Source organism: Sporolactobacillus sp. PKPK-6 (assembly GCF_056678885.1).
Genome location: NZ_JBWXPA010000002.1, coordinates 630,977 through 652,509 on the forward strand (window position 1 = coordinate 630,977; position 21,533 = coordinate 652,509).

General features: G+C 35.9%; 12 protein-coding genes and 1 pseudogene. 2 read left to right on the forward strand and 11 right to left on the reverse strand.

The features are described from left to right. Positions 1 to 81 precede the first annotated feature (81 nt). The 3 genes and pseudogenes from AC1MBV_RS13880 to tnpA form a co-directional block, all read right to left on the reverse strand. Positions 82 to 3,390 (reverse strand): DEAD/DEAH box helicase, encoded by a 3,309-nt coding sequence (locus AC1MBV_RS13880; protein ID WP_010026317.1) that lies wholly within the window; start codon positions 3,388 to 3,390, stop codon positions 82 to 84. Positions 3,391 to 3,395: 5 nt separating this feature from the next. Next, a complete protein-coding gene (locus AC1MBV_RS13885; RefSeq protein ID WP_010026316.1) occupies positions 3,396 to 4,586 on the reverse strand; it encodes a sigma-70 family RNA polymerase sigma factor in 1,191 nt (396 codons plus the stop codon). Between the two features lie 182 nt (positions 4,587 to 4,768). Further along, positions 4,769 to 5,199: pseudogene (gene tnpA / locus AC1MBV_RS13890) on the reverse strand (IS200/IS605 family transposase). Positions 5,200 to 5,754: 555 nt separating this feature from the next. Between tnpA and AC1MBV_RS13895 the strand changes: the two are divergent. Both AC1MBV_RS13895 and AC1MBV_RS13900 read left to right on the forward strand, forming a co-directional pair. Further along, the gene (locus tag AC1MBV_RS13895; protein ID WP_480948532.1) at positions 5,755 to 6,393 is read left to right on the forward strand and encodes a transposase; all 639 of its coding nucleotides are present in this window, start codon (positions 5,755 to 5,757) and stop codon (positions 6,391 to 6,393) included. After that, the gene (locus tag AC1MBV_RS13900) at positions 6,390 to 7,286 is read left to right on the forward strand and encodes a transposase (RefSeq protein WP_480948533.1); all 897 of its coding nucleotides are present in this window, start codon (positions 6,390 to 6,392) and stop codon (positions 7,284 to 7,286) included. The genes AC1MBV_RS13895 and AC1MBV_RS13900 overlap by 4 nt, the downstream gene beginning before the upstream one ends. 4 nt (positions 7,287 to 7,290) lie before the next feature. Here AC1MBV_RS13900 and AC1MBV_RS13905 read toward each other — a convergent pair whose 3' ends face one another. From AC1MBV_RS13905 to AC1MBV_RS13940, 8 genes are all read right to left on the reverse strand, one after another. Next, positions 7,291 to 7,716: a DUF1643 domain-containing protein gene (locus AC1MBV_RS13905; protein ID WP_480948534.1), complete on the reverse strand. Its 426-nt coding sequence runs from the start codon at positions 7,714 to 7,716 to the stop codon at positions 7,291 to 7,293. Positions 7,717 to 7,825: 109 nt separating this feature from the next. Next, positions 7,826 to 9,883 carry a protease Lon-related BREX system protein BrxL gene (gene brxL, locus AC1MBV_RS13910; protein ID WP_480948535.1) on the reverse strand — a complete coding sequence of 686 codons (2,058 nt, stop codon included), beginning with the start codon at positions 9,881 to 9,883 and terminating at the stop codon, positions 7,826 to 7,828. 17 nt (positions 9,884 to 9,900) lie between these two features. Beyond that, a complete protein-coding gene (gene pglZ, locus AC1MBV_RS13915) occupies positions 9,901 to 12,459 on the reverse strand; it encodes a BREX-1 system phosphatase PglZ type A (RefSeq protein WP_480948536.1) in 2,559 nt (852 codons plus the stop codon). A 112-nt stretch (positions 12,460 to 12,571) separates the two neighbouring features. Next, positions 12,572 to 13,237, reverse strand: a complete 666-nt coding sequence (locus AC1MBV_RS13920; protein WP_480948537.1) for a hypothetical protein — start codon at positions 13,235 to 13,237, stop codon at positions 12,572 to 12,574. A 13-nt stretch (positions 13,238 to 13,250) separates the two neighbouring features. Beyond that, positions 13,251 to 13,796, reverse strand: coding sequence for a hypothetical protein (locus AC1MBV_RS13925; RefSeq protein WP_480948538.1), 546 nt, complete (start codon positions 13,794 to 13,796; stop codon positions 13,251 to 13,253). 96 nt (positions 13,797 to 13,892) lie between these two features. Continuing rightward, positions 13,893 to 17,360: a BREX-1 system adenine-specific DNA-methyltransferase PglX gene (gene pglX, locus AC1MBV_RS13930; protein ID WP_480948539.1), complete on the reverse strand. Its 3,468-nt coding sequence runs from the start codon at positions 17,358 to 17,360 to the stop codon at positions 13,893 to 13,895. A 14-nt stretch (positions 17,361 to 17,374) separates the two neighbouring features. Continuing rightward, positions 17,375 to 20,944, reverse strand: coding sequence for a BREX system P-loop protein BrxC (brxC, locus tag AC1MBV_RS13935; protein ID WP_480948540.1), 3,570 nt, complete (start codon positions 20,942 to 20,944; stop codon positions 17,375 to 17,377). Next, positions 20,934 to 21,530, reverse strand: coding sequence for a DUF1788 domain-containing protein (locus AC1MBV_RS13940; RefSeq protein ID WP_480948541.1), 597 nt, complete (start codon positions 21,528 to 21,530; stop codon positions 20,934 to 20,936). The genes brxC and AC1MBV_RS13940 overlap by 11 nt, the downstream gene beginning before the upstream one ends. Between the last annotated feature and the right edge of the window lie 3 nt (positions 21,531 to 21,533).

The following is a 21,533-nucleotide window of genomic DNA, read 5'->3' on the forward strand; positions in this document are numbered from 1 at the left end:
CTGTCATATGAATACCTCCATTTTTGAAGCAAAAATGTTTTGGCTTTTTTAAATGCTATAATTTGATCATCTTTTTATTATTTATTGATAGAGTTCACGCTTAACTTCCTCTGGTAATTGGCCAAGAAAATATTGCTCAATAATATCCCAGAATTTTAATGTGTAATTCTCGAGTTGCTCTTCTTTTGTTCCATTCTCGGGCTCTTTGGGTAAAGTGAATAAATAATTTAACATAGCAATACTAATTTTATGTTTGAGATATACATCATGCATGATTAAGTTATCATATTTTTGAGGTGAGTGAATTGCTTTGTCCAGAGGATAAATACTGTTGATTCTTATATAAATCTGTGGACTATCACCACCAGTTATTTCGTAACTAATAAGATCAAATGATTGAGAAAGACCAAGGATAATAAGATATTTTTCAAATTCAAAAGCATCGGCTTGACGTGGCCTGTAGAGGACATATTCATCATTAGTATTCTGGGCAAAGGTTTGCCCTGTATAGAGCTTTTTTAAAGTCTGGTTAAGAAGATTTATATAGTTAATATAGTTGGGATTCACCTTATAAAGTAATTTTTGATCTTCTCTTGTAGTTATATAACGATTGTTTATTTGATTTTGTAATGTAGTGATGCGAACCATTCCATTGAGAAAAACATTTGCTAGTCCTACTGCCCGATACTTGTTTGATAGATGCAAATGATCGTTAAGAAATTCACCAAATTGATCTTCACCGAAGAATTTTCCTGAATAGGCTTGTCCCCTTAAGAATTCTTCCATAACACTTAGAAGCTGCCTAAATTCTGACATAGCAGTTGAAATATCCTTATTTTTTAAATCAATTGTTATTTTAAATGCAGGGTAAATTTCTTGAAATAATTTCCCATCCTTCAATGACTGCGGATCAGTAAAGGCTAAATGTTTAAACTTTGCAAACGAATATTTATTATATCTTTTTTCCCACAGCGCCTTGATATCGAATTGATAGAGACCTGTATAAAAATTATCACTCAGAGTCATCAGAGGCTCAAAGAATGGTTTATAGCTCGCCTTCTCTACTAATTCTTTACTTCGTTCATTGAGAAAGACTATTTCATGAGCAAAGATAGCTCGAGGCCTTGCTACGATTGGTGAGTATTCCATTTTCTTCTCAAAATCTTTTTCGATGGTCAATAATGTAATCTTTAGACGATTATCAATATCTTCATCTGAATGGTTTCCTCGATCAAAAATATAGGAGAAATCGTCAGCATTGACAACTAAATTACGGGACTTCTTTGAGTAATAAATATCGAGAATCTTCTTCATAACTTCAATAACTTCACTTTTTTTTACAGAAGATATGCCGTAGAGCCGTTTTACTTCTGTGAAATCCTTGTTCAAATAATCAAAAAATGCCTTGCCAATCATTTTTGGTTCTCGAGCCGCACGTCCGATTTCCTGAATATAATCGATAACATTTCCTGTTGGTGCGTAGTGATACACATTTTTAATATCAGGGATATCAATACCCATACCAAACGCTTTGGTCGCTAGCATTATCTTTGCTTCACCACTCAAAAATGCTTCAAAGTTACCTTTCTTCTCATCTTTATCTAATGGGCCAAAATAACGCACTGTTTTTGCAGCAAGCTTATCTTCAAATTGTTTTAGATGACTGGAATAACCATTTAGCAGTTTAACCGTTGGAAAATAAACAAGTGTTTTTTCTCCTTTTCTTATATAGCTTCTCAATCTCTTACTCAGTAATTCATACTTTGCTTTTCTATAATCATTTGAATATTTCTCAAAAGCTCTTTTTGAAGACTGGACGTACATCATAAGGTCATCCCGTTTTACATAACCAAAATACGCAATTGGATTAACCATATTAAGGCTATCCCTCGTTTCGGAATACATATCTTCAGGCCCACCGTAAATCGCTGTAGCTGTGAAAGTGACGATCGGAAACTTTTGCTTCTTTCTCAGCTTTGTTAGATACGAGCCCAAATACCAATAATCAGCGCGGAAAGATTTTCCCCAGGTGGTTACTATATGCGCCTCATCAATGACAAATAGACCAAGCTTTCGTTTGCCAATCAGCATTTCTATGTCGGATCGGCTCAATAAAGTTTCTGTAGAAATGTACAAAATATCTATCTCCCCGTTTTGAACACGGTCAATGATTTCGTTCTTTTCTATAGGAGAAATGCCTGAATTAATCGTTTTTGCATTCTTTATATTCTTCCTCTCTAGACTTTTTACCTGGTCGTCCATTAAACCGATGAGGGGAGAGATGACAATCGTTAATAATTGTTGATCTTTGTACTTTTCAGCCAAATAGAGCGCAGGAAGTTGAAACATAATTGATTTACCAGCACCTGTTGGAGAGGTGACGTAAATATCTCGTGGAGTTTTATCCTTGCCAGTCTCCATTGCAATTGACGATTGTTCAACAATATCATCGATAATTTGAGCTTGACTGACTTCTATAGTTTCATTACCTGAACTCTCGACATCCTTATACATTTTTAATACTCTAAAACTCTCATAACCCCAATACTTTGTTAATAAGTTCAGATAATCATTCAAATTGGAAATTTCGCGATTTGCTAACTTCTTGCTAGACAGATAAATATCTATTTTCGCATTAAGCATCTGATTAATGATAGAAAGTCTCTGATCATAATGATGAGGCAAATGATCCCGACCATCTACAAAAAAAGCACAAACGCTTTTTAGATTAACCCCAGATATTACTTTATCAGTGAAAGAGAGAAAAGAGTCTTCACTGTCTGTTAGTTCGAAGACATATGTATTCTGGTCTATTGAAGGATCTTCTCTGAAGTCTAGTCGTTCGAGCATTGATTCATCAAATAAGGAAATTTCATTAACAGTTTCATGATCTAGATCCACATATGTAACGTAATACTTTTGATTTAATTCATTGTAATAAATTTTCCCGTAGTAATCTGAAATAACATTTAATTGCTGCTGTTGCATTTCTGTCAATTCGTCATCATCATTTTCATATAATTCTTTGTAGGATACGAAAATACTTTCCAAAGTTTGATCATATGGGTATTGAGAATCATATAAATTGTTTTTTAAAATAATGACAGAATAAAAATTACCAATACCAATTTCCTTGGTTACTGTGATATATTCTTCAAATGTGCACCATGACATGTTATTTTGCTGACTTCGTTTATCAATAACTTCGATTAATAATTCATTTCGAGCTGCGATTAAATCACTTATTGTTGCATTTACTGAGATTGTAAAAAATTTATTTGGCTCATTAACAAGTTCTTCTCTTGAGAATCCTTTAAAAACGATCAATAAAGGCTTTTTTTCATTCTGGTATGCGCTTATTTCTGTTTGCTTCTTCTCAATGATGGACATTTTTTTCACCCTTTAATGAAGTCTTTTAATTTCTTGCTTTTACTAGGATGCCTGAGTTTTCTTAGTGCCTTTGCTTCGATCTGGCGGATCCTTTCGCGGGTCACATGGAATATTTCGCCAACTTCTTCTAACGTCATTGTGTCTGGTTTATTTATTGCAAATCGTAGTTTAATAACCTCAGCCTCGCGTGAAGTTAAACATTCGAGAGTATTTTCAAGTTCATCGTGCAGTTCCTTCTTTTCAAAAAGCTCTTCTGGGGTGAGCATATAATCCGGCGGGACACTTTTTGATCCAACTGTAATTGTGATCGGCAATAAATCTTGCAATTCAGTATCGCCTTCAGTTCCTACTATTGTTTCAAGATGAGTGATTTGATCAAATTGATAAGCTATACTTTTGAATCGCCAATATTCATCATCACTCATATTAATATTTTTGCACAGCTCACTTGCGTCTATTGCACCAAATTCATTTTCATATTGGCGCTCTTCATTCTTTATCTTCATGATTTTTTCATGAAGATGAACAGGTAGACGTATAACTCTGGATTCATCAGCAATACCTCTGGTAATTGATTGTCTGATCCACCAGGTCGCATAAGTAGAAAATTGGTACCCCATATCTGGTACAAATTTATCAATAGCTTTCAACAAGCCATGATTTCCAAACGCAATCAAGTCATCAATATTTAGACAAGTTCCACGAACCATCTTTTCATATTTTCCAGCTATTTTTTCAACTAGCCTCTGATTTATTTTACAAATATCGTTTAATTTTTCATTTTTTCTTTCATTTGAGTTGTTTATTCCTTGATAATCTTTAATTAGGCTAACGTTCCGTTTAAAAGCATCATTGTCAATATCTTCTGCATCAGATCGTTTCTTGAATTCATCTGAGTCAAAAAAATCATCGATATTAAAATCATTATCATTATCTTCAGGATATTCTTTTAAATCATTTATATCGTTAGATTCTGCTGTTGCCTTCTTTTCATCTCGCTTAAAGCCTAAAGACGCAACATCTCGCCAGAATTGATTAATATCATTTTTATAATAATTTAGGAATTGTTCTTTATTCATTAAATAATGCTTTTGAACTAAGAGACTTAATACATCCTCAATATCATAGGGTAATATTCCATCCTGAAACACATTTAGCAGAATTGTCTTTAAATTTGGTGTCTTATATAGTACCATTGCAAATACCTCTCCCAAACTAATTAAAACGATCAAAATCCATAATCACGCTTATTCTACTAAACGACCACCTGCTAAAGCAGGTGGGTTCAGACATAAATGTCTGCGACTTAAAGTCGCCATCCAAGACTGAAGTCTTCTGAAAGTCCTTGTGCTCAATGCACACTGAATTCTGACTGAACTCAGTCATCAATCCTGAAAATGTCATCCTTGATTTTATTTGATTGCTTGGCAATATAAGTACGGATAATTTCGTCTGTCACCGTGCTCACCGTTGCACAGAAATAACCTCTGGACCATAAATGCTGCCCCCAGTATCGCTTTTTCAACTCTGGAAATTCATCCTGTAATAATCGAGATGAACGTCCTTTCAGATACTGCATGACTTTACTTGGAGCCAGACTTGGTGGACAGGAGATCAGCAGGTGAATATGCTCTTTACCTACCTTCCTTGCAGTATTGTGATCCCTCTAGCATCACACCCTTGCCGGATCAGTTCCCGTAACCGGACAGCAATTTGGCCTCGCAACACTTTATAGCGATATTTTGTCACCCAGATCACGTGATACTTGATATCATAGATCGCATGACCACTTTTTTGATAACCGTCCATACTTTTCACCTCTGTAAAAAGTATGGACACGAAAAGATAAGGCTAAAAGCGGATACCGTCTAAAGACGGTGGGTTTAGACCCCGCTTTTGGAAACTAAATAAATACATACTTAAATTATAAACATTTTTCGATCAAATCTCACAATTTTTGAAATTAATATGTAGCTACTTTTAGCAAAATCATCTATAAAATTTGAAAAAAAACTCTTTAAACAAATGAGAGATTCTTAATCATTTATTATTATACGACACGATTCGATAAAGATATAATATGTCAACACGAACTAACCCAGTAATGGTAAATCTAGAGGGGTGTGGCGGATTCTGAAATTCAGTTAAGTATGATGAAGTACTACTATTTACTTTAAATACAAATACTTTTTTAGTTGAATTCACTAAACTATTTAGAATCGCTGCTGCTTGCTCAAAGTATAATATAAGAGAGAAATTCTTAGGCATTCCCCAGGCTAATACAACATAGTCTGATTTCTCCGTTATTGTCTTGACTGGAGAGTGAAAAGTTCTGTGTAAATAATACAAAAGGATAACCCTTAAATGGGATTTTATGGTATCCTCTTATCTGCTAAGAAAGAGAGGAAAAATCGCCAAGGGTTATCGTGCTTCTTATTCTATCTTGTTCCTTCGCGATTGACTAGTGCCATGTTGAAATTTATTGATTCTTTACTTCTGCTGTTCCGTTCTTGTTTCCATAGATTCGCTGCATTCAAATGGTTTGTTGTTCTTATCATCGGTCTGATGATACGTTCAGACTGTCTCGGAATCACTTCGGTGATTCGTGACTTGTCCCTAAACCCGAAGGGTTATGAGTCCATGATTCATTTCTTTCGTTCTTCCGCATGGTCTTTGGGCGAACTGCGGCAACAGTGGTTGCGCGTCGTGCTCAAATTTGCGCCGCTCAAGCGTGAAGCGGGCGCCGTGATTCTCATCGGCGACGGCGTCAAACAGGCGAAAGAAGCCCGCTACATGCCCGGTGTAAAAAAGCTGTTTCAGGAATCTGAGGATGTATGTCTGCTTTCATTTTCGGACATCTCTGGGGCTCCGTGGGCATTCTCATCGGAAACGTTGGAAAAACATTCTGCCTGCCGCTTTCTCTTCGTCTTCATGATGGCGTGCAAACACTTCGCCAGTGGGAAACGAACGATGAAGAACAGGACTCCCATGTGGTGCAGATGATTGATCAAGGGTTTTCAGCCACTCGGGTGCTGGGGCGCGCGTTGTTTCTGCTTGATCGCTATTTCTTGTCCGTTCCGGCCCTCCGTCGCTTGAATCAGCGGAATCAGGAAGGGGCCACTCGATTAGAACTGGTCACGAAAGCCAAAACCTCCTGCGTGGCTTATGAACATCCCATTCAAACTGGCGGGCGAGGACGCCCGCGAAAGAAAGGAACCAAAGTGAAGGTAAACGCGCTGTTTGACGCACAGGACAAGTTGTTCCAAACCACCCGTCTGTCGCTTTACGGTAAGGAAGAAAACGTCGCCTATCTGTGCCGCGATCTCCTTTGGGGGCGGGGACTCTATCAGGAATTGCGCTTTGTTCTTGTGGTGATGGGCGGACGACGATCCATTCTGGTCAGTACGGATCGATCGCTGGAACCAGAAGCTATCATTCGACTTTATGCGCGGCGTTTCACAACGGAAACCACTTTTCGCGCGCTGAAACAGTCACTCGGTGCCTTTGCCTATCATTTTTGGAGCCGGTCGATGCCCAAACTGAACCGTTACCGCAAATCGGAAGAACCCGATCCGCTGGATCACGTAACCGAAGGATACGCGCAAAAACGGATTCTTCAAACGGTCAAAGCGATCGAAGGATCCATGATGTGCCACTGCATCGCGATGGGCCTGCTTCAAATGATTGCGTTGCGCAATGAAAACAGGCAATCGCATAATCCCTTTCGCTTTTTGCGTACACCCTCTAAGGGAGCAGCTTCAGAAGCGACCATCATGGCTCATTTACGTCAGACGATTTTTCAACGGTTTGCCCGAAATCGACATTTAACCATAACGCAAATAATTCAAGAAAAGCAGGAAACACCCGAAGTACAGGATGAATTACTAATTTCTTAAAAACCTAAAACTTTTGACTGTGCAGTGTCTTGATTATTTTTTCTCTATTTGATTTCAATAAATCACTTAAATAATCAATTGATTTTTGAGAAATTAAAGTTTCAAGATCTTGATTCAATGTACTATTATCGGAGTTATAAATTGGAATTAAATTCATTACATTTATATATTTAATATCATCTATACTTTCACTATCATTATTAAGTGGGATTAGAACCTGCTTCTTAAAGAATGTAATAAGTTTATTTATAGTTCTATCTGAACAAGTTGAATCAGCTTTCGAAGGATTCATCATAATAATAGTTATAGTTTTACTACCTGTTTTATTTAATTCTATATTAAGTATTTCTCGTTTTTCGATTTTATTTGAAACGATAGATTGTTTATTACAATACGGTAGCCCTACAACGTCTAATTTATTATACTTCATGTTTCATCCCTCCTTATCTTTACACCGTTTATTAATTATCCTCATAAATACATAGCAAAAAATTTTAGAATCAATAACTTTACCGGTATATCAAAATTTTTTCTTAAAGTTAATTTACCCCCAAAGCCTTAAACACCGCATCAATTGCATCTGAATAAAATACCGGCTGCACTTTAACCAATAGATCAGGTGGCACTGTCTGTAGATCCATTACCGATGAAGCTGGAATAAGCACTTTCTTTGCTCCGGCATCCACACAAACTTGCAAGACATTGGCAAATTCGGCTACCTTCGAGATTGTTCCCCCAACGGTCATGTTACCAATGACGATTAAACTTTCTTGTGTTGGTTTTCCTAATGCTCCGGAGCAAAGCCCAATGAGTTCAGCAATCGCCAGTTCATCAGTTAACCCGATGCCTTGTAAATCACTAATATGCATCAGATAATCTTTTGTTTTTGTACTTATCGAATTGCTGATGCTTTTGCAATTGGCCGTGAAGTAACGAAAGGCTGTATCTAAGCTTTCTTTTGCTTCGCGATGTGAGCCCACGCCGGATTTGTCAAATTTTCCCGTACCGCTTACAACCTGGTTTTCAAGTTTATAGACGCCAATCATCCCTGAGTGCCCATGTCCTGCCACATAGACATGGCCTGGTTTGCCTAACCCTTCTGGAATGAGTTTGCCTCCGCCTTGTTCAGGAACCGAAACATAATGTTCTTCCATTGTTTCTTTATCAATATAGGAGAACATGACATCGTAAAATTCCATGCCGCCAATTTTCTTCAATTGCTCTTTGACACGGCGACGGCCTTCAAGTGCATAATTGATTATTTCCTCAATATCTTCCTTTGTATAAATTCCATTGGGATAAATGAGTTTGACGAGACCGGAGACCGTTTTTCTAACCGCAATTGTGTCCCGCTGATTTAAGTTGTTGCCAAGTTTAAAGTAATGGTCAAAAGCATCTGAATAGGATCGTTTTCTCATTTCTCGAAAGAACTCTGCTAAGTAATCAACGATAAATCCATAATTTCCTGTGAAAAAGTCAGGACGCATTTTGGGAATTTCCCATCCTGGTAAATAGTAATGCATGCGATCAAAGAACGCACTATCATTGGCCATCTCTTCTGGGAATGGAGCAAATAAATGGGATGTTTTTATTAATGAGTCTACGCTTTGATTAATATTCCCTACGAACACCATTGAGGCACTGGCATTTTTTTCTTCTTTACCTCTCGCAAAAGAACCTGATGCCATGTAGTCTTTCATGATTTGAATGCCGTCTTTATCTTTAAAGCGAATTCCAGCCACTTCATCAAAGGTCACGCAATCCCACATACCGACAAGGCCAATTTTTCGTGTAGACATGTTATAGAAAAGATTAGCCACCGTTGTCTGCCCGCCAGATACCAAAATTGAATTTGGTGAAAGTTCTTTATAGACGTGAGATTTTCCTGTACCTCTTGGACCGAGTTCACACATATTGTAATTATTTTCCACGAGCGGAACCAGTCGTAACAAAAGATGCCATTTGACACGTTCCTCTAATTGGCTTGGCTCCATTCCGATTGAACGGATTAAGGCATCAATCCACTCATCTTTTGAAAAGTTCTTTCTGCCTTCAAAAATTTCATTTATATCCATATTAGGCAGCTGGATTGGCTGCAATGCACTGACATTAAATGGGTTGGTATTTTTAACTTCTTCATCAAAAAAATAGTCAAGTTTCACCATGCACCAAATACCGCCAACAAGAAGCTTATCAAATTCTTTAACATACATTGAAGACACAGGGACACCTTTTAAGCCTAGGTTGGAGAACTCTGCTTCGTATCGATCAAACTTTGCATTAAGGGTTACTGAGACTTTATCAATGACGGAGTATTGTCCCAATTCCCGAATTCGTGATTTTATTTTTTCCGCTTCATCCGGACGGACAAAGTTCTCAGCAAGAATTTTTTTGACGCGGTCAATGCCCTCTTGTATACTTTCTTCGTCATCCGTCGCCGCGTACATGCCTAATAAATATTCAAGAACATAGACAGGAACGTTGGCTCCTTCTTTTATGAGATTCGTCAGATCTTTGCGGACAACACGCCCAGCAAATGTATCATTTAGTTTTTTATCCAGATCCACCGACAATCCCTCATTTATATTGTCCTCCAATTTCAATCCTCCTCCCCTTAAAAATCAAAATCGCTGACGATACCCAAATTAATGGTGAATGGGATTTTCTCTACAAGAACATCTGTCTCTGTGTCTTTAATGATTAAGTAATACGTTTTATTACGATCATAAGCAATGCTTTTAAGAAGGAATCGCAATCTAAAAGTGCGTTCTGTCGGATTATCAGAAATACGATCTCCAATGATCGTCTCTTCATTGGATAAAGCATTACCTTCCTCATCAGCCATAAAGATAGCAACGGTACGAGGAACAAGTTTATCCTCAACCTTCTCCGTCTGGAAAAATTCCAGATTAAAGATGCTATTTGTGATCTTACGAGTCGTATTAGTTAATTTTATATCAACCTTTTTTATTTCCTTAACACCTTTTTGTCCAACCCTTTTATTTTTAAACGTTAAAAGTGGAACTACAACTTCCTGTAGGCTTGCTCCGCCATGCACAAAATTGACACCCGATCCTTGAATCTTGAATCGAAACGTTGCCTTAGGCAAGTAAGCCGTTAAATGATTCGCATTTTTTACAATTGATGACAGATCAACGGCTAACTGTCCCGGGATCTCATGTTGCTCTTGTGACAAAATATAACGCCGTTTCACTTCCACAGCATGATCCAACTTTTGTCCAATTTTATCGCTTTCTTCTAATGGATCTCGTTGATAAAGGAAGCCATGATCTGAAGTAATCATGATGTTCGTTCCGCTCAGATCATCCCGTATAATTTTCACTAGATTATATAATTGATCCAATGCGGTCTCCACAGCGTTGAATGTATAGACTTCAGTTGAAGCCTTGTCTCCCATGGCATCAACCGTATCGTGATAGATATAGATGAGCTTTTTCCCTTTAAAGGTTTCCCTTCGACCCGCTTTATTCATGGCAAGCACATCTTGAAAATGAATGGCAATACTATCTGGTACCTTTGACTCAATAATTTTTTTTCGATTCTCTAATCCTGCGGAATCTTTTCCATCGATCAATATGCGTCCATTTGTATCGATATCCAATTCTTTGTATGGAATAAGGGATGGCATCCCAAGCTTGGTAATCGAGGGAACAACGCCTAGCAATGGTTCTATATCACACTCCCCCATTGTTTCTGTGTTTAGTCGTGCAACTAACTCTGAGCCGATTTCGTAACGCATCGCATCGGACACAATGACAAAAACACGTTCCCCATTACGTATCTTCGGTCTGACAAAAGATGCATAAAAGTCTTGTTGATTCTTCACACCTGGAAGTGTCCAATCGTGCGTCATTTCACTTTCTATCGCTTCAGACCAATGAGCACCTAATTCACCCATGTACCAGTTCGTATATAAATTCTCGACGAGTGTCTTTAATTTTTTCAACAAATCATGGTTACTTCCCTCATCAAAAGCTACATAAAACTTGCGGTAATAGGTATCCATGAGATGATATTCTTTTACATAGGATTGATATAAATCAATAGCCGGACCTTGTGGAATCCCTTGACGATAATCTTTATAAAATTCATGCATTTTCACTGTATAGTAAAGAGCTTCATAGATAGAGGAAAATCTATGATAATAATGTTTCGATCTTCTCAGTTTAATGAGCTTTGTGTATTCCTCATAATCTTCAAGATGTGTCATCAGTCCATTGGCAATATAAATGATAATTGCTCGATCAATGCACGGAAAGATGTCTGCTTGTTTAAATGTTTCAACAGGTAAATAATTAATGATTTTTGGTAAACCAATTTCCTGTTCTGCCAACTCTGCCAGTTCATCAAACACTTCGCTATTCGTAGTATGATGCATCCAATGGTCAACAAAAACTGATGCATTGGTTTTGTTCCGATCCGCTATAAAATTTTTCAGGCCTTTAATCAGTTCTTCATCTACTGATTGACTGAAAGCTGTCACCACGAGATGGATGAACAGTGTTTTTAGGCCTTTTTCGTCTCGTTCATATCCATAACGATCCGCAGCATAATTCCAGAACACTTCTTTATTAACAAATTTATTAAGAAGAGACAAATATTTATTTTGATGATCATCCAACGAATCCATGAGTACCGTTTTCAATGTATCTTCAAAATCAAGAGTTTTGACATGACATAAGGTACTCATAATTGCGAGTTCAATGTTTTCCTCTGTATACGATTCAATGTTAAGGGCAGCAAATTTTCTACGACGTTCCTGATTATTAAAAAATTTCTCGTATTTTTTAACAACCATTCGCAAAGAAGGGTCAATATGTAGTTCACTTAGAATTAATGATAACCAATCAGCATAGAATACTTTCGAATAAAGAGCTGTATCCATTAGCCAGTTGTCTTCACTATCTAATTCCATAGTGGTATAAACCAAATAAGAAGACTTAGGATCCTCTTCTTCTAACAAATACTTGGTGTAGAATTGATTATGTTCAGTTAACTGATGAATTTTCACATCGATAAGATTGATCTGATCAATAACTTCGGTAAATTCACCATCCTTATCCAACCAAAAGATGATCTTCCGTTGTTCGCCATCATTTAACGGCTCATGGAATATCTGTGTTAATTTAATTTCTATTTGATCAATGTTCATCGTTTTCCATCACCTGATCTCAAAGAATTATATCTCTTAAAAAACTACTGCGTTGTCTAGGTGAAAACAAATCCAGAGGACATGTTATACGTTGATTGATTGGGCTCACATTTCAATCGTGATCAACATCTAAAATATCGTATAAGTAATGCATAGCAATTTGCCTTAAATTTTGTCTCATTTTTTTAAAACGATCTATAAAATTCTCCAAATCTACAACTACATTGTCAAATGTATCAATATAAAAATGTGATTCATATGTCTTATCAAATGGATATCGTGAGAAGTCCATATTATCTTTCTCTTTTCCATGTACTTCCTTTTCAATTTTCGCGAATAATTCATCTATATATTCTTTTAAATTATTTGTCAGCTTAATAAACTGCTTTTTGTTATCTTTATCTATCTCGAATTCATTAACTCTCGATTGAACCACATTTAGTATTTGCTTAATATTATGTTTTCCTTCAACTCTTTTATCATTTTCGAGGATGAGATTGAGTATCCACATAATTGCCTTGAGGTATAACTCAATGGAGTGGTTAGCATTAAACAGTATAGGATAAATAATAATATCCGCTTTCTTATCCCTATTATCTTCTATACATTGCTCAGCTAACATCAAAGAAGCTTCCATAAATCCGTCTGCGAGAGTCATCATATTATGAATAGGATCAAATCTTTCTGTACGCCAATTAATATAAGCATTCTTGTCAATATCACTATTATAAGAAAATATATCCTTCATAAATACAACCCAGCTTTCAAAAGTGACCATGTATTTACTGATTTCAGTCTTTACTTTTTTTCATAACTTCTTTTAATAAATCTTTAATAATCCAGTTATTAAGTTCACTATCAAAGTTTGCACTGAAGATTCTATGATTATCATTCTTTAACTTCTGTTCTCCAAGATTCGTTACTATTTTATCCAATGCTCTATCAAATTGTTCTGCATTTTTTAAACCGTCAATTTTAAAAAAGTAATCATTAGTATTCAGATTAGTATTAACACTAACGGTAATCCCTTTTTCTTCACCCTCTCTTGGTGTTAATTTTGAATATTTCTTTCCATGTGTTGAAATCCAAATTTTCTTGACCATTAACTTAACGGCATCCCATGCCGCGTTCGTCCCAATTGATTGAACACAAGAGAGAACAAATGAAGCATCAAGTAATATAGAAATGACTCCCCTAAGTTCATCAAAACTCGCTTGTATCCTGCCTTCATAATCAATCGGCACAAATTCTATGCCATTTTTAGCCATCAACGCTTTATACTCTTCAATATCTCGCTTTGGAATAGATTCACCTATATAACGCAGTGCTATTTTCATACATATTATCCTCCAATTTTGTTTTTATTTCTCTAGATAAAATAAACAATTAGAGAAAGATACACCAGCCATTGCCGATGTATCTTCATAACTTAATTATATCTTAGCGACGAGTCCCTTAAACTTTTCATAATTCGCTTTAACTCCATCATCCAAATTAATTTCAATCTGCATATCCGCCATATGATGAAGTAGTTCGTCATATGTCTTCAGTTCATCTATTTTCTTATCAAGAGATTTCAATTTTTTCTTAGCATTACTGATTTCTTTTGCAGTAGACTCCCCATCGATGATATTAAGTAAGTCCTTCTTTTCAGCATCTAGCCGAATCTGATAATCATGTAAATAATCCGTACGGATACGTGATAAAGTTGTCTTATCATAACGATGCATGTAGATGAGACAGTTAAATGCCTTCTTCTTACCTGATGTAAAGACCCAATAAATTGGTCTTTTTTTATAAGTTTTTACATGATCCTTATAGAAATCATTCAGGAAATAACGGCGTAGCGTTTCTATTGCAGTCTCGCCCTTCTTTCTCCCCAATGCATCAGCCACAAAATCCAGATTTTCATTAAGTTTCTCTTCGCCAAATGTTATTCTAACAAAATCAACGAATTTCGAAACAATGTCATCCTCGTAATAAGCTCCAGGAAGAATTGGAAGAATATTGTCTTTATCCACAGGTAGAGTATTATATCGTGAAGGATTGAATTCGCCGCCAGCATAAACCAAACCTTCCTCATCGAGAGAATAACGACCCAAGGAACAACCTATTCCATAGGATATAAAACTTTTAACATCTCGTTCCAGATTCGCCCTTTGTATCGTAACATCATAATCTTCAACTTCAGTTGTAATTTCATTTTGCAGTTTATACATCTTAATAAAAATGTGATTAAGCTCTTCTTCATTTGATTTAAGTTCATTGAACATCTCTTCGGTATAATTAGCCCATAGGTTGAATGAATTTTCAATCTTATTTGTTCCATCATACTTTAAAAAGGGGTGCTTTTGAAAATCCCAAGATGTCTCATATGAATCCCATTCGTCATGTGATATTTTAAGATTTCTTCCCGATATTTCTTCGATTTTCGATAAAATAGATTTTTCTGGAATTATAACAGGAATATCCTTTACGTCCTGTACCTGATAATTTAGTGTTGGGTTATATAAATTCATAATTTCATTTATAACTTTACTGTTCAAGAGGCCCAAAAAGTATATGGTAAATTCTTCAGGATGAATGGTTGGCCCTCCTTTATCGTAAATATTTTTTCCAACCTTTCTAACCGAGAATGCTCTATTTGAAATTCCGTTATAGGATAACCCTTCTCTAAACCAGTACCTTTTATTCAACAAATTGGCGGTTGAATTACTACTGTAGTAATCTCTTGCTTCTTCTGACCAATCTACAACCCTTTCATTATTTCCATACCATTTTCTAAATTCTCCGCCCTTATTGTAGAAAGGCCACCTGTTGTTAATGACTTTATCTTTTTCAACTTCCCAGTGAAATCTGAGGAATTTAACATTATCCGATGTAATATTTTGAGAACCTGTCACATCAATATAACTTTCAAGGCGATCATTTTGGAAAATATTCAAAGCATTTTCAGTAAACCAATAAGCAATTCTATAACCAGTAACATTTCTAAAATGTGTAGTGTTAGCAGAATATCTATAGCTTACTGATGGATCTATTACTGCTTCAATTACTTTTTTAGGTTGGAGTTCAATACCTTTAAATTGAGCCAATTTTACATATTCGCCCCATAAATCAACTGAATAATTTCTTAGTGTGAACGTACACACTGGGACAGTCGCACCTTCAAACGAGTTATACTCAAGTTCCACCAATGAACTAATAGATTTTTGAAAAACAACTTCCTTTCTTAACTCAAAATAATCTTTTATAAACATCCATACATAAGGCGTTATTAGTCCTATTTGACCATTTTTCTTTGTCTTAGAGCCAATGTAATTTATGAATGAGGAAAATAAATCCCCTTTATAATCAGAATAATTACTTGCAATAAAGTCAGTTAGGTCTTTAGGCATATACCTCCCTCCCATATAGGGAGGGTTGGTAACTGTCACGTCGTACTGATTGTACATTATTTGTGCCTGATTTATTAAATTTGGTAATAGTTTTATTACCTTATTCCTTACTCGTTCTTCAAAAAGATCTATTGCAGGATTGTTTTGAATTATCATGAGCCTTTTTTCTATTAAATCTCTCTCAAATTCGGTAACTTTTATTAAAGAGCCAAATGTTTTTCCATTTCTAAATTGGTGAAGAAAGCTTTTTATCTTATTAAATTTTTCACCACTATTCGTTCCTGCCAAATACGCAATATCTTCATCACTAATATCATTCGTTTCTTGAATAGAAGCTAAGTTAAGTATTAAACCTTCTCTTTCAATACTTCTAAGGTACCGTTTATTATACTCAAGTGCCTTCATAACAACAGAAAAACAAGCAAGTTGATAGGCCCGATCGTCTATATCCAATCCATATAGATTATTTTCTATGATAAGCCTTGGAATTTCCCTTTCCATATATCCACACTTGGTGTATATTTCGTAGAGCACATCGAACATGTAGACAAGAATATGTCCACTACCCATGGCAGGATCAAAACATTTAATGTCTTCTACTTTTAGTTCTTTATTGATATATGGAGCGAGTTTTTCTTCTAGTTCGGGGTCAGGGTTAGGATTTTCAAGATAAAATTCCCAATCATTCAAAAGATCCCTATGTTCAGTATGAGACTCTACCCAATAACGCCCCAAAGAGTTTTGAACCATATACCGGACAATCCAATCAGGTGTAAACAATTGAGTAGCAAATGGAATTTCTTCGGTTCTATATTTCTTTTTTGCCTTAATTACTCTATCCTTTTCTTCTGCTATATAGTATTGATATAACCAGCCAATGGCTTCTACTTTCTTCCAATTATTTTCTGGTATTTCCTCAGTATTGGTCATATGGCGGATAAAGGAATCGGTTGCAAGCAGACTATCTGGAAATAGGATTTCCGTATAGTCATTAATTTTTTCAAACATGAATGGCATGTAACGGTTCAAGTCATTACAATGTTTAATAATAAGGTATTTAAACAGCTCCTCTGACTTGTTGTTTATTTTTAGATCATACACATATTCCTTATCAATATCTAAATCGAGTGAGAGAGCTTCTTTCATCATATCTGGCTCAATACTATCCGGATTTGTAGAGGAAAGCACTCTCACCCTTGTTGGTAGATAATCATTCACTTCCATAAAACGAAGAGCGGTAAATCGGTTAAACCATGTATAGGCCACTTCTTCAAGCACTCGTTTAAAACCAATTTCATGAATCCGATCAATGAGTCGTTCCCTCTGAGTCTGTTCCTCACTAGAAAGTTGCCTACCATCTATATAGATCGCATCAGAACTTTCAATTTCTACTTTTTTGATACTGTTCTCAGTAATTCCTAATTTCAGAGCTCTTGTCTCAATTTTTTTCAGCAATTCTCGGCGTGCACTGGTCGCAAATGTTTTAAGTGCTGCTTTATTCATTTCATTCACTCCGTTTAGTCAATAATTTCGATTTGCTTATTTTTCTTTATTATTTCCTTCAATTCACTGGATAGTTTATTAACATAGGCATCGACATCATCTTCATTTTTTAGCGTCGTCACGGGAACCAGTGTTGCCACCTTCACACATTGTGTTTGCTTTTGAATAGGCGGAGTTGTAGGTTCAATAACAAGGCCGCCTGGTTGTTTTCTTTCTTCATCAGCTTTTCTCCGTTGCCATTCCTCGATTTCTCTTTTAATCGCCCATTCCATTTTTTCCTTAAAACTATTGCTTTGGGAAAAAATTGCATCCGCTTTATAAATATCCTTAAAGGTATCTACATTTTTACTTAAGTTCTGATAATAATTTTCGATCTTGACTTTTGTATTCTTGGAAACACCGTATTGCGAAGTTAATAGCGACAGATAATCGCGATCTGTTTTTATTTTTGTACGGGTATTTTCCTTTTTCTCGTTTAATACGGCATTGAATTGTTCCTTCATCGTATGAATGAGTTCTGGAATATCTTTTATCTTTCTATACGGAATCGGATTATTCACAATTGATCGAAGTTGCCTTGCTGTCGCCTCAATGGTCTCTTCAAACAGATATTCCTTATTATCCTCATATTTTTTTAAAGCCGCCAACCCGTCTTCAAAAATTTGCTTTTGATCTGTATTGAAGAAGCTTTTCACATAAGTAATATCTTCTTCCCAGTCTATAAGGCTATCTTCTAGTTTCATAAGTTTATTTAAGTAAGAAACATTATCCAAGCTGCTGTCAAATTGCTGGAAATATTCAAATCCTTTATCCAACAAGCTCATTCCAGGATATTTTTTTTCGTTGTATCGATCTTTATATTTCTTGATGTCTTTAATTTGATTTTTAATAAGTTCTTTAATACCATTTAACAAGCCATCTTCATCATCAGCCAAATCTGTTTTATTGAAAACATCTTTGCATATCCTTTTTGCCGTTCGTATCAGTTTTTCATCAACTTTAACCCGTTTTAACACAATAGCAGAATCTGCTTCAGACGCTTTGGAGAAAATTGTTACAAGTGTATTTATATTACCTTCCGATTCTAAATTCTCTGCTTTGTAGCGAATCCGAATACGCTGATCTTTTAATAGTTGGGCAATCAACCCGGCAATATCCAGTTCCCGCCATCCATAAGGCTTGTTATTAAAACGGTCATACAAAATCTTCACTCGAACCTGATTTTTCAATTGATCTTGAAGATTGATAAATTCAGCTACTTCTCGTTTCGCCAGTTCATTCGTATCTGTTGCATCAAAGGATACTTGTTCATTATTTGATTTTAAAATAGAGATGAGATCTCGCCCGTCATCTAAATGCTCTTTGATATAACCTAGTTTCGTATAGACATTATCCACTAATTGTGAAAAACCTGCGTTGATTCTTTCCCGAATCGTTGCACCCTTAATATCTGCTTTCGTTCCATTAATAAAGAAAGTACTGTCTTTTATCGCTTCTTCTAATAATTCACGAACTCGCCTCTTCCGTTCACGAACTTCAGCTTGTTTACTATTAAGAATATTTTGAATGTTTTCAGGGAGTTGATTGACATTCCTCTTTTTCCTAAATTCCTCGATTTTAAGGGCCTCACTCATTTCTTCAATATAAGAATCATTTCCGCCTAGCTTGATTAGCATTTCGCCACTTCCTGAAGTCATCATCATTAATTCTTGTTCGGATTTATCGTAATGGTCTGAAAGTGGCGAGAGAATGAGCATACCGATATTGGCTGTCTGATTGCCATAATTTTTTTCATCCATCTTCTGATTGTAAGCAAATGAGTAGTCAGAGGAGTATTTATATCGTTTTTCATCATAAAGATCTTGAAAAATATAGTTGGCCAGTTCCCGTTTGATGAGATCCTCATCAATAGTAACTTGTTTGATTTCCCGGTTAATATCCTGCTCATCATCGGTCAGAAAGAGATAATTGTCACCGTTCTTCTGAACCAATGTTTGAGAAATAAGTTTTCTAAGCGATATCTTAATTTTTTCTTTCAGCTGCAGTTTATCTTCATCAATCTGCGTGATCATTAGTGTCGCAATATTATCAAGATTGGTCGGTAATTCTTTAACATATTTAATCATAAAGAGTACTTTTAAAAGCTGCATATTCAGTTCATTATCTTCTAAAGCCGGATTTTCATAAGCTCCTTCAATAACTCTTGAGATGGTCGGGCTCAAAAATTCTTTTATGGTGTCGTAGAAGGCATAAAAAGGAATTAAGACGCCTTCTTCTTCATCTTTATAGTAAACGGCTGCTTCTTTAAATGCAGACAGCATGGAGCGTTCCCCTTCAGACAAATGTTTTCCAGAAGAACCATGTTTTCGTACTTGTTCAAATACGTTCTGAAGTAATTTGAACTGATAAGGAAGGAAAGGATATACATCAGCAAATTCTTGCTCATTGCTAAAGCCACGCAGATCCGCTGTACTCTCACGGAAGCTAATCAGATTCTTTAAGATCGCACTTTTTTCAGGATAGAGAAGCCGTAATCTATCGTTGGCATAATCTTGTTTTTGAAGAATCCGCTTTTTAATGACTTCGTCAACAGAGATTGACGATAAAGAGAGTCTTGTATCAAACCTACCTTGGATTCGTGAAAAATCATTTCCCTTTACCTTGATAATACTGTCAATACTCTCTTGAGACGTTACCATAATCCAAACTTTTCCACGGCAATGAGTGCCCAAATCTTCGGCGACAGTTTGTAAATTGAGCATCAAATTTCGATCGTCGCCAATATATTGACCGATTTCATCAACAAGAAAGATAAGATGAAAATTCTTACCTTTCTCATTTATATAATCACTAACATCCTTAGCGAATTTTTCAATGCTTATTTCAAAATTATTAACACCGTTCTCAAACCAATTACGAGCTGTTTCTTCAGTCATATCCGTGACTTCCGTTAACGCTCCAATCACATAATCTCCATCAAAATAAAAACTGTTCCGACGTTCTTCCCATGATTCACCCGCTAATGCCTTAAATTCATTTTTAAATGATTCATAGACGCCTTGCTTGTCAAGATATTTCTCCATCTCTGCTACTCCAGGAATATCTCCATAGTAACCGCGATGTTCATAAAATACCTTCATAAAGACACGAAGTATTGCATCTTCCTTAGACTTATTGTCAAGAGAGCTTTTGGAATCTACATTGAATAGGATAACTTCCGTATTTACTTTATCCGTACGTTGCATGTTGGCATAAACGAGTGGATCCTGCACTTTGTCTTTAAAGAAGTCGATCGCATGCTTGCCTTTAACCTCTTTGTTTTCTAGCAAATATGCAAGGATTTTAAGAAAATGAGATTTACCAGAACCAAAGAATCCCGATATCCAGACACCCATTTTATCGGTGACACCGTCAATTCCTTTTTGATAATTCTCATAGAATTTTGAGAAATGTTTCTGTAATTCACGTGTGACGACATACTCATCTAATTCCTGATAAATATTATCTTCATCTCGTTGAGCAACTTTGATGACACCATGAATATCACGTTCAATATCTTTCTGAAACATGCTCTTAATGTTCATATGTATCCCCCATATCTTTATCATCAATCAACCGAAAGGCACGGTAATAATTATCATCTTTAAATTTGCCAAATAACTGTAAAGATTGACCATCATATTTTCCTGGGAAAAACATAATGACCGGTACTTTATCCAATACTTCTTGCAAGTTGTTTAATATATTGTGCGAGCGAACGAAAGGATAAACCTTTCCTATTCCTGTTAAGAAGACAATATTATGGTTACCCAACTGATCCACAATTTTTTTTAAGAATACTTCTGGCTTTGCAAAATTTGTGAGTGCCTTAAATAACTGATCCTTTCCTTGACGCTCTTCCATTTCAAAAATACGATCGAAGATTTTCTTCTCCTTGGCTATACTAATCAGCATTTTATATAAATCAAATTCAATAATCCTTCGATTCGATCCTTCATAGTCAAATTCTTTTTTGATGTGTTCAACGTAATCCCGTATGTATAACTCCTGCTCAGGATCATAATCAAAGATGTAAAAGCTGATTTCGTTGCCAAGGCCATGCCCTTTAATGAATTGATCTTCCTTAATTTTATTAATAATTTTATCTGTTCTTGCCCTTAATTTATTCAAACA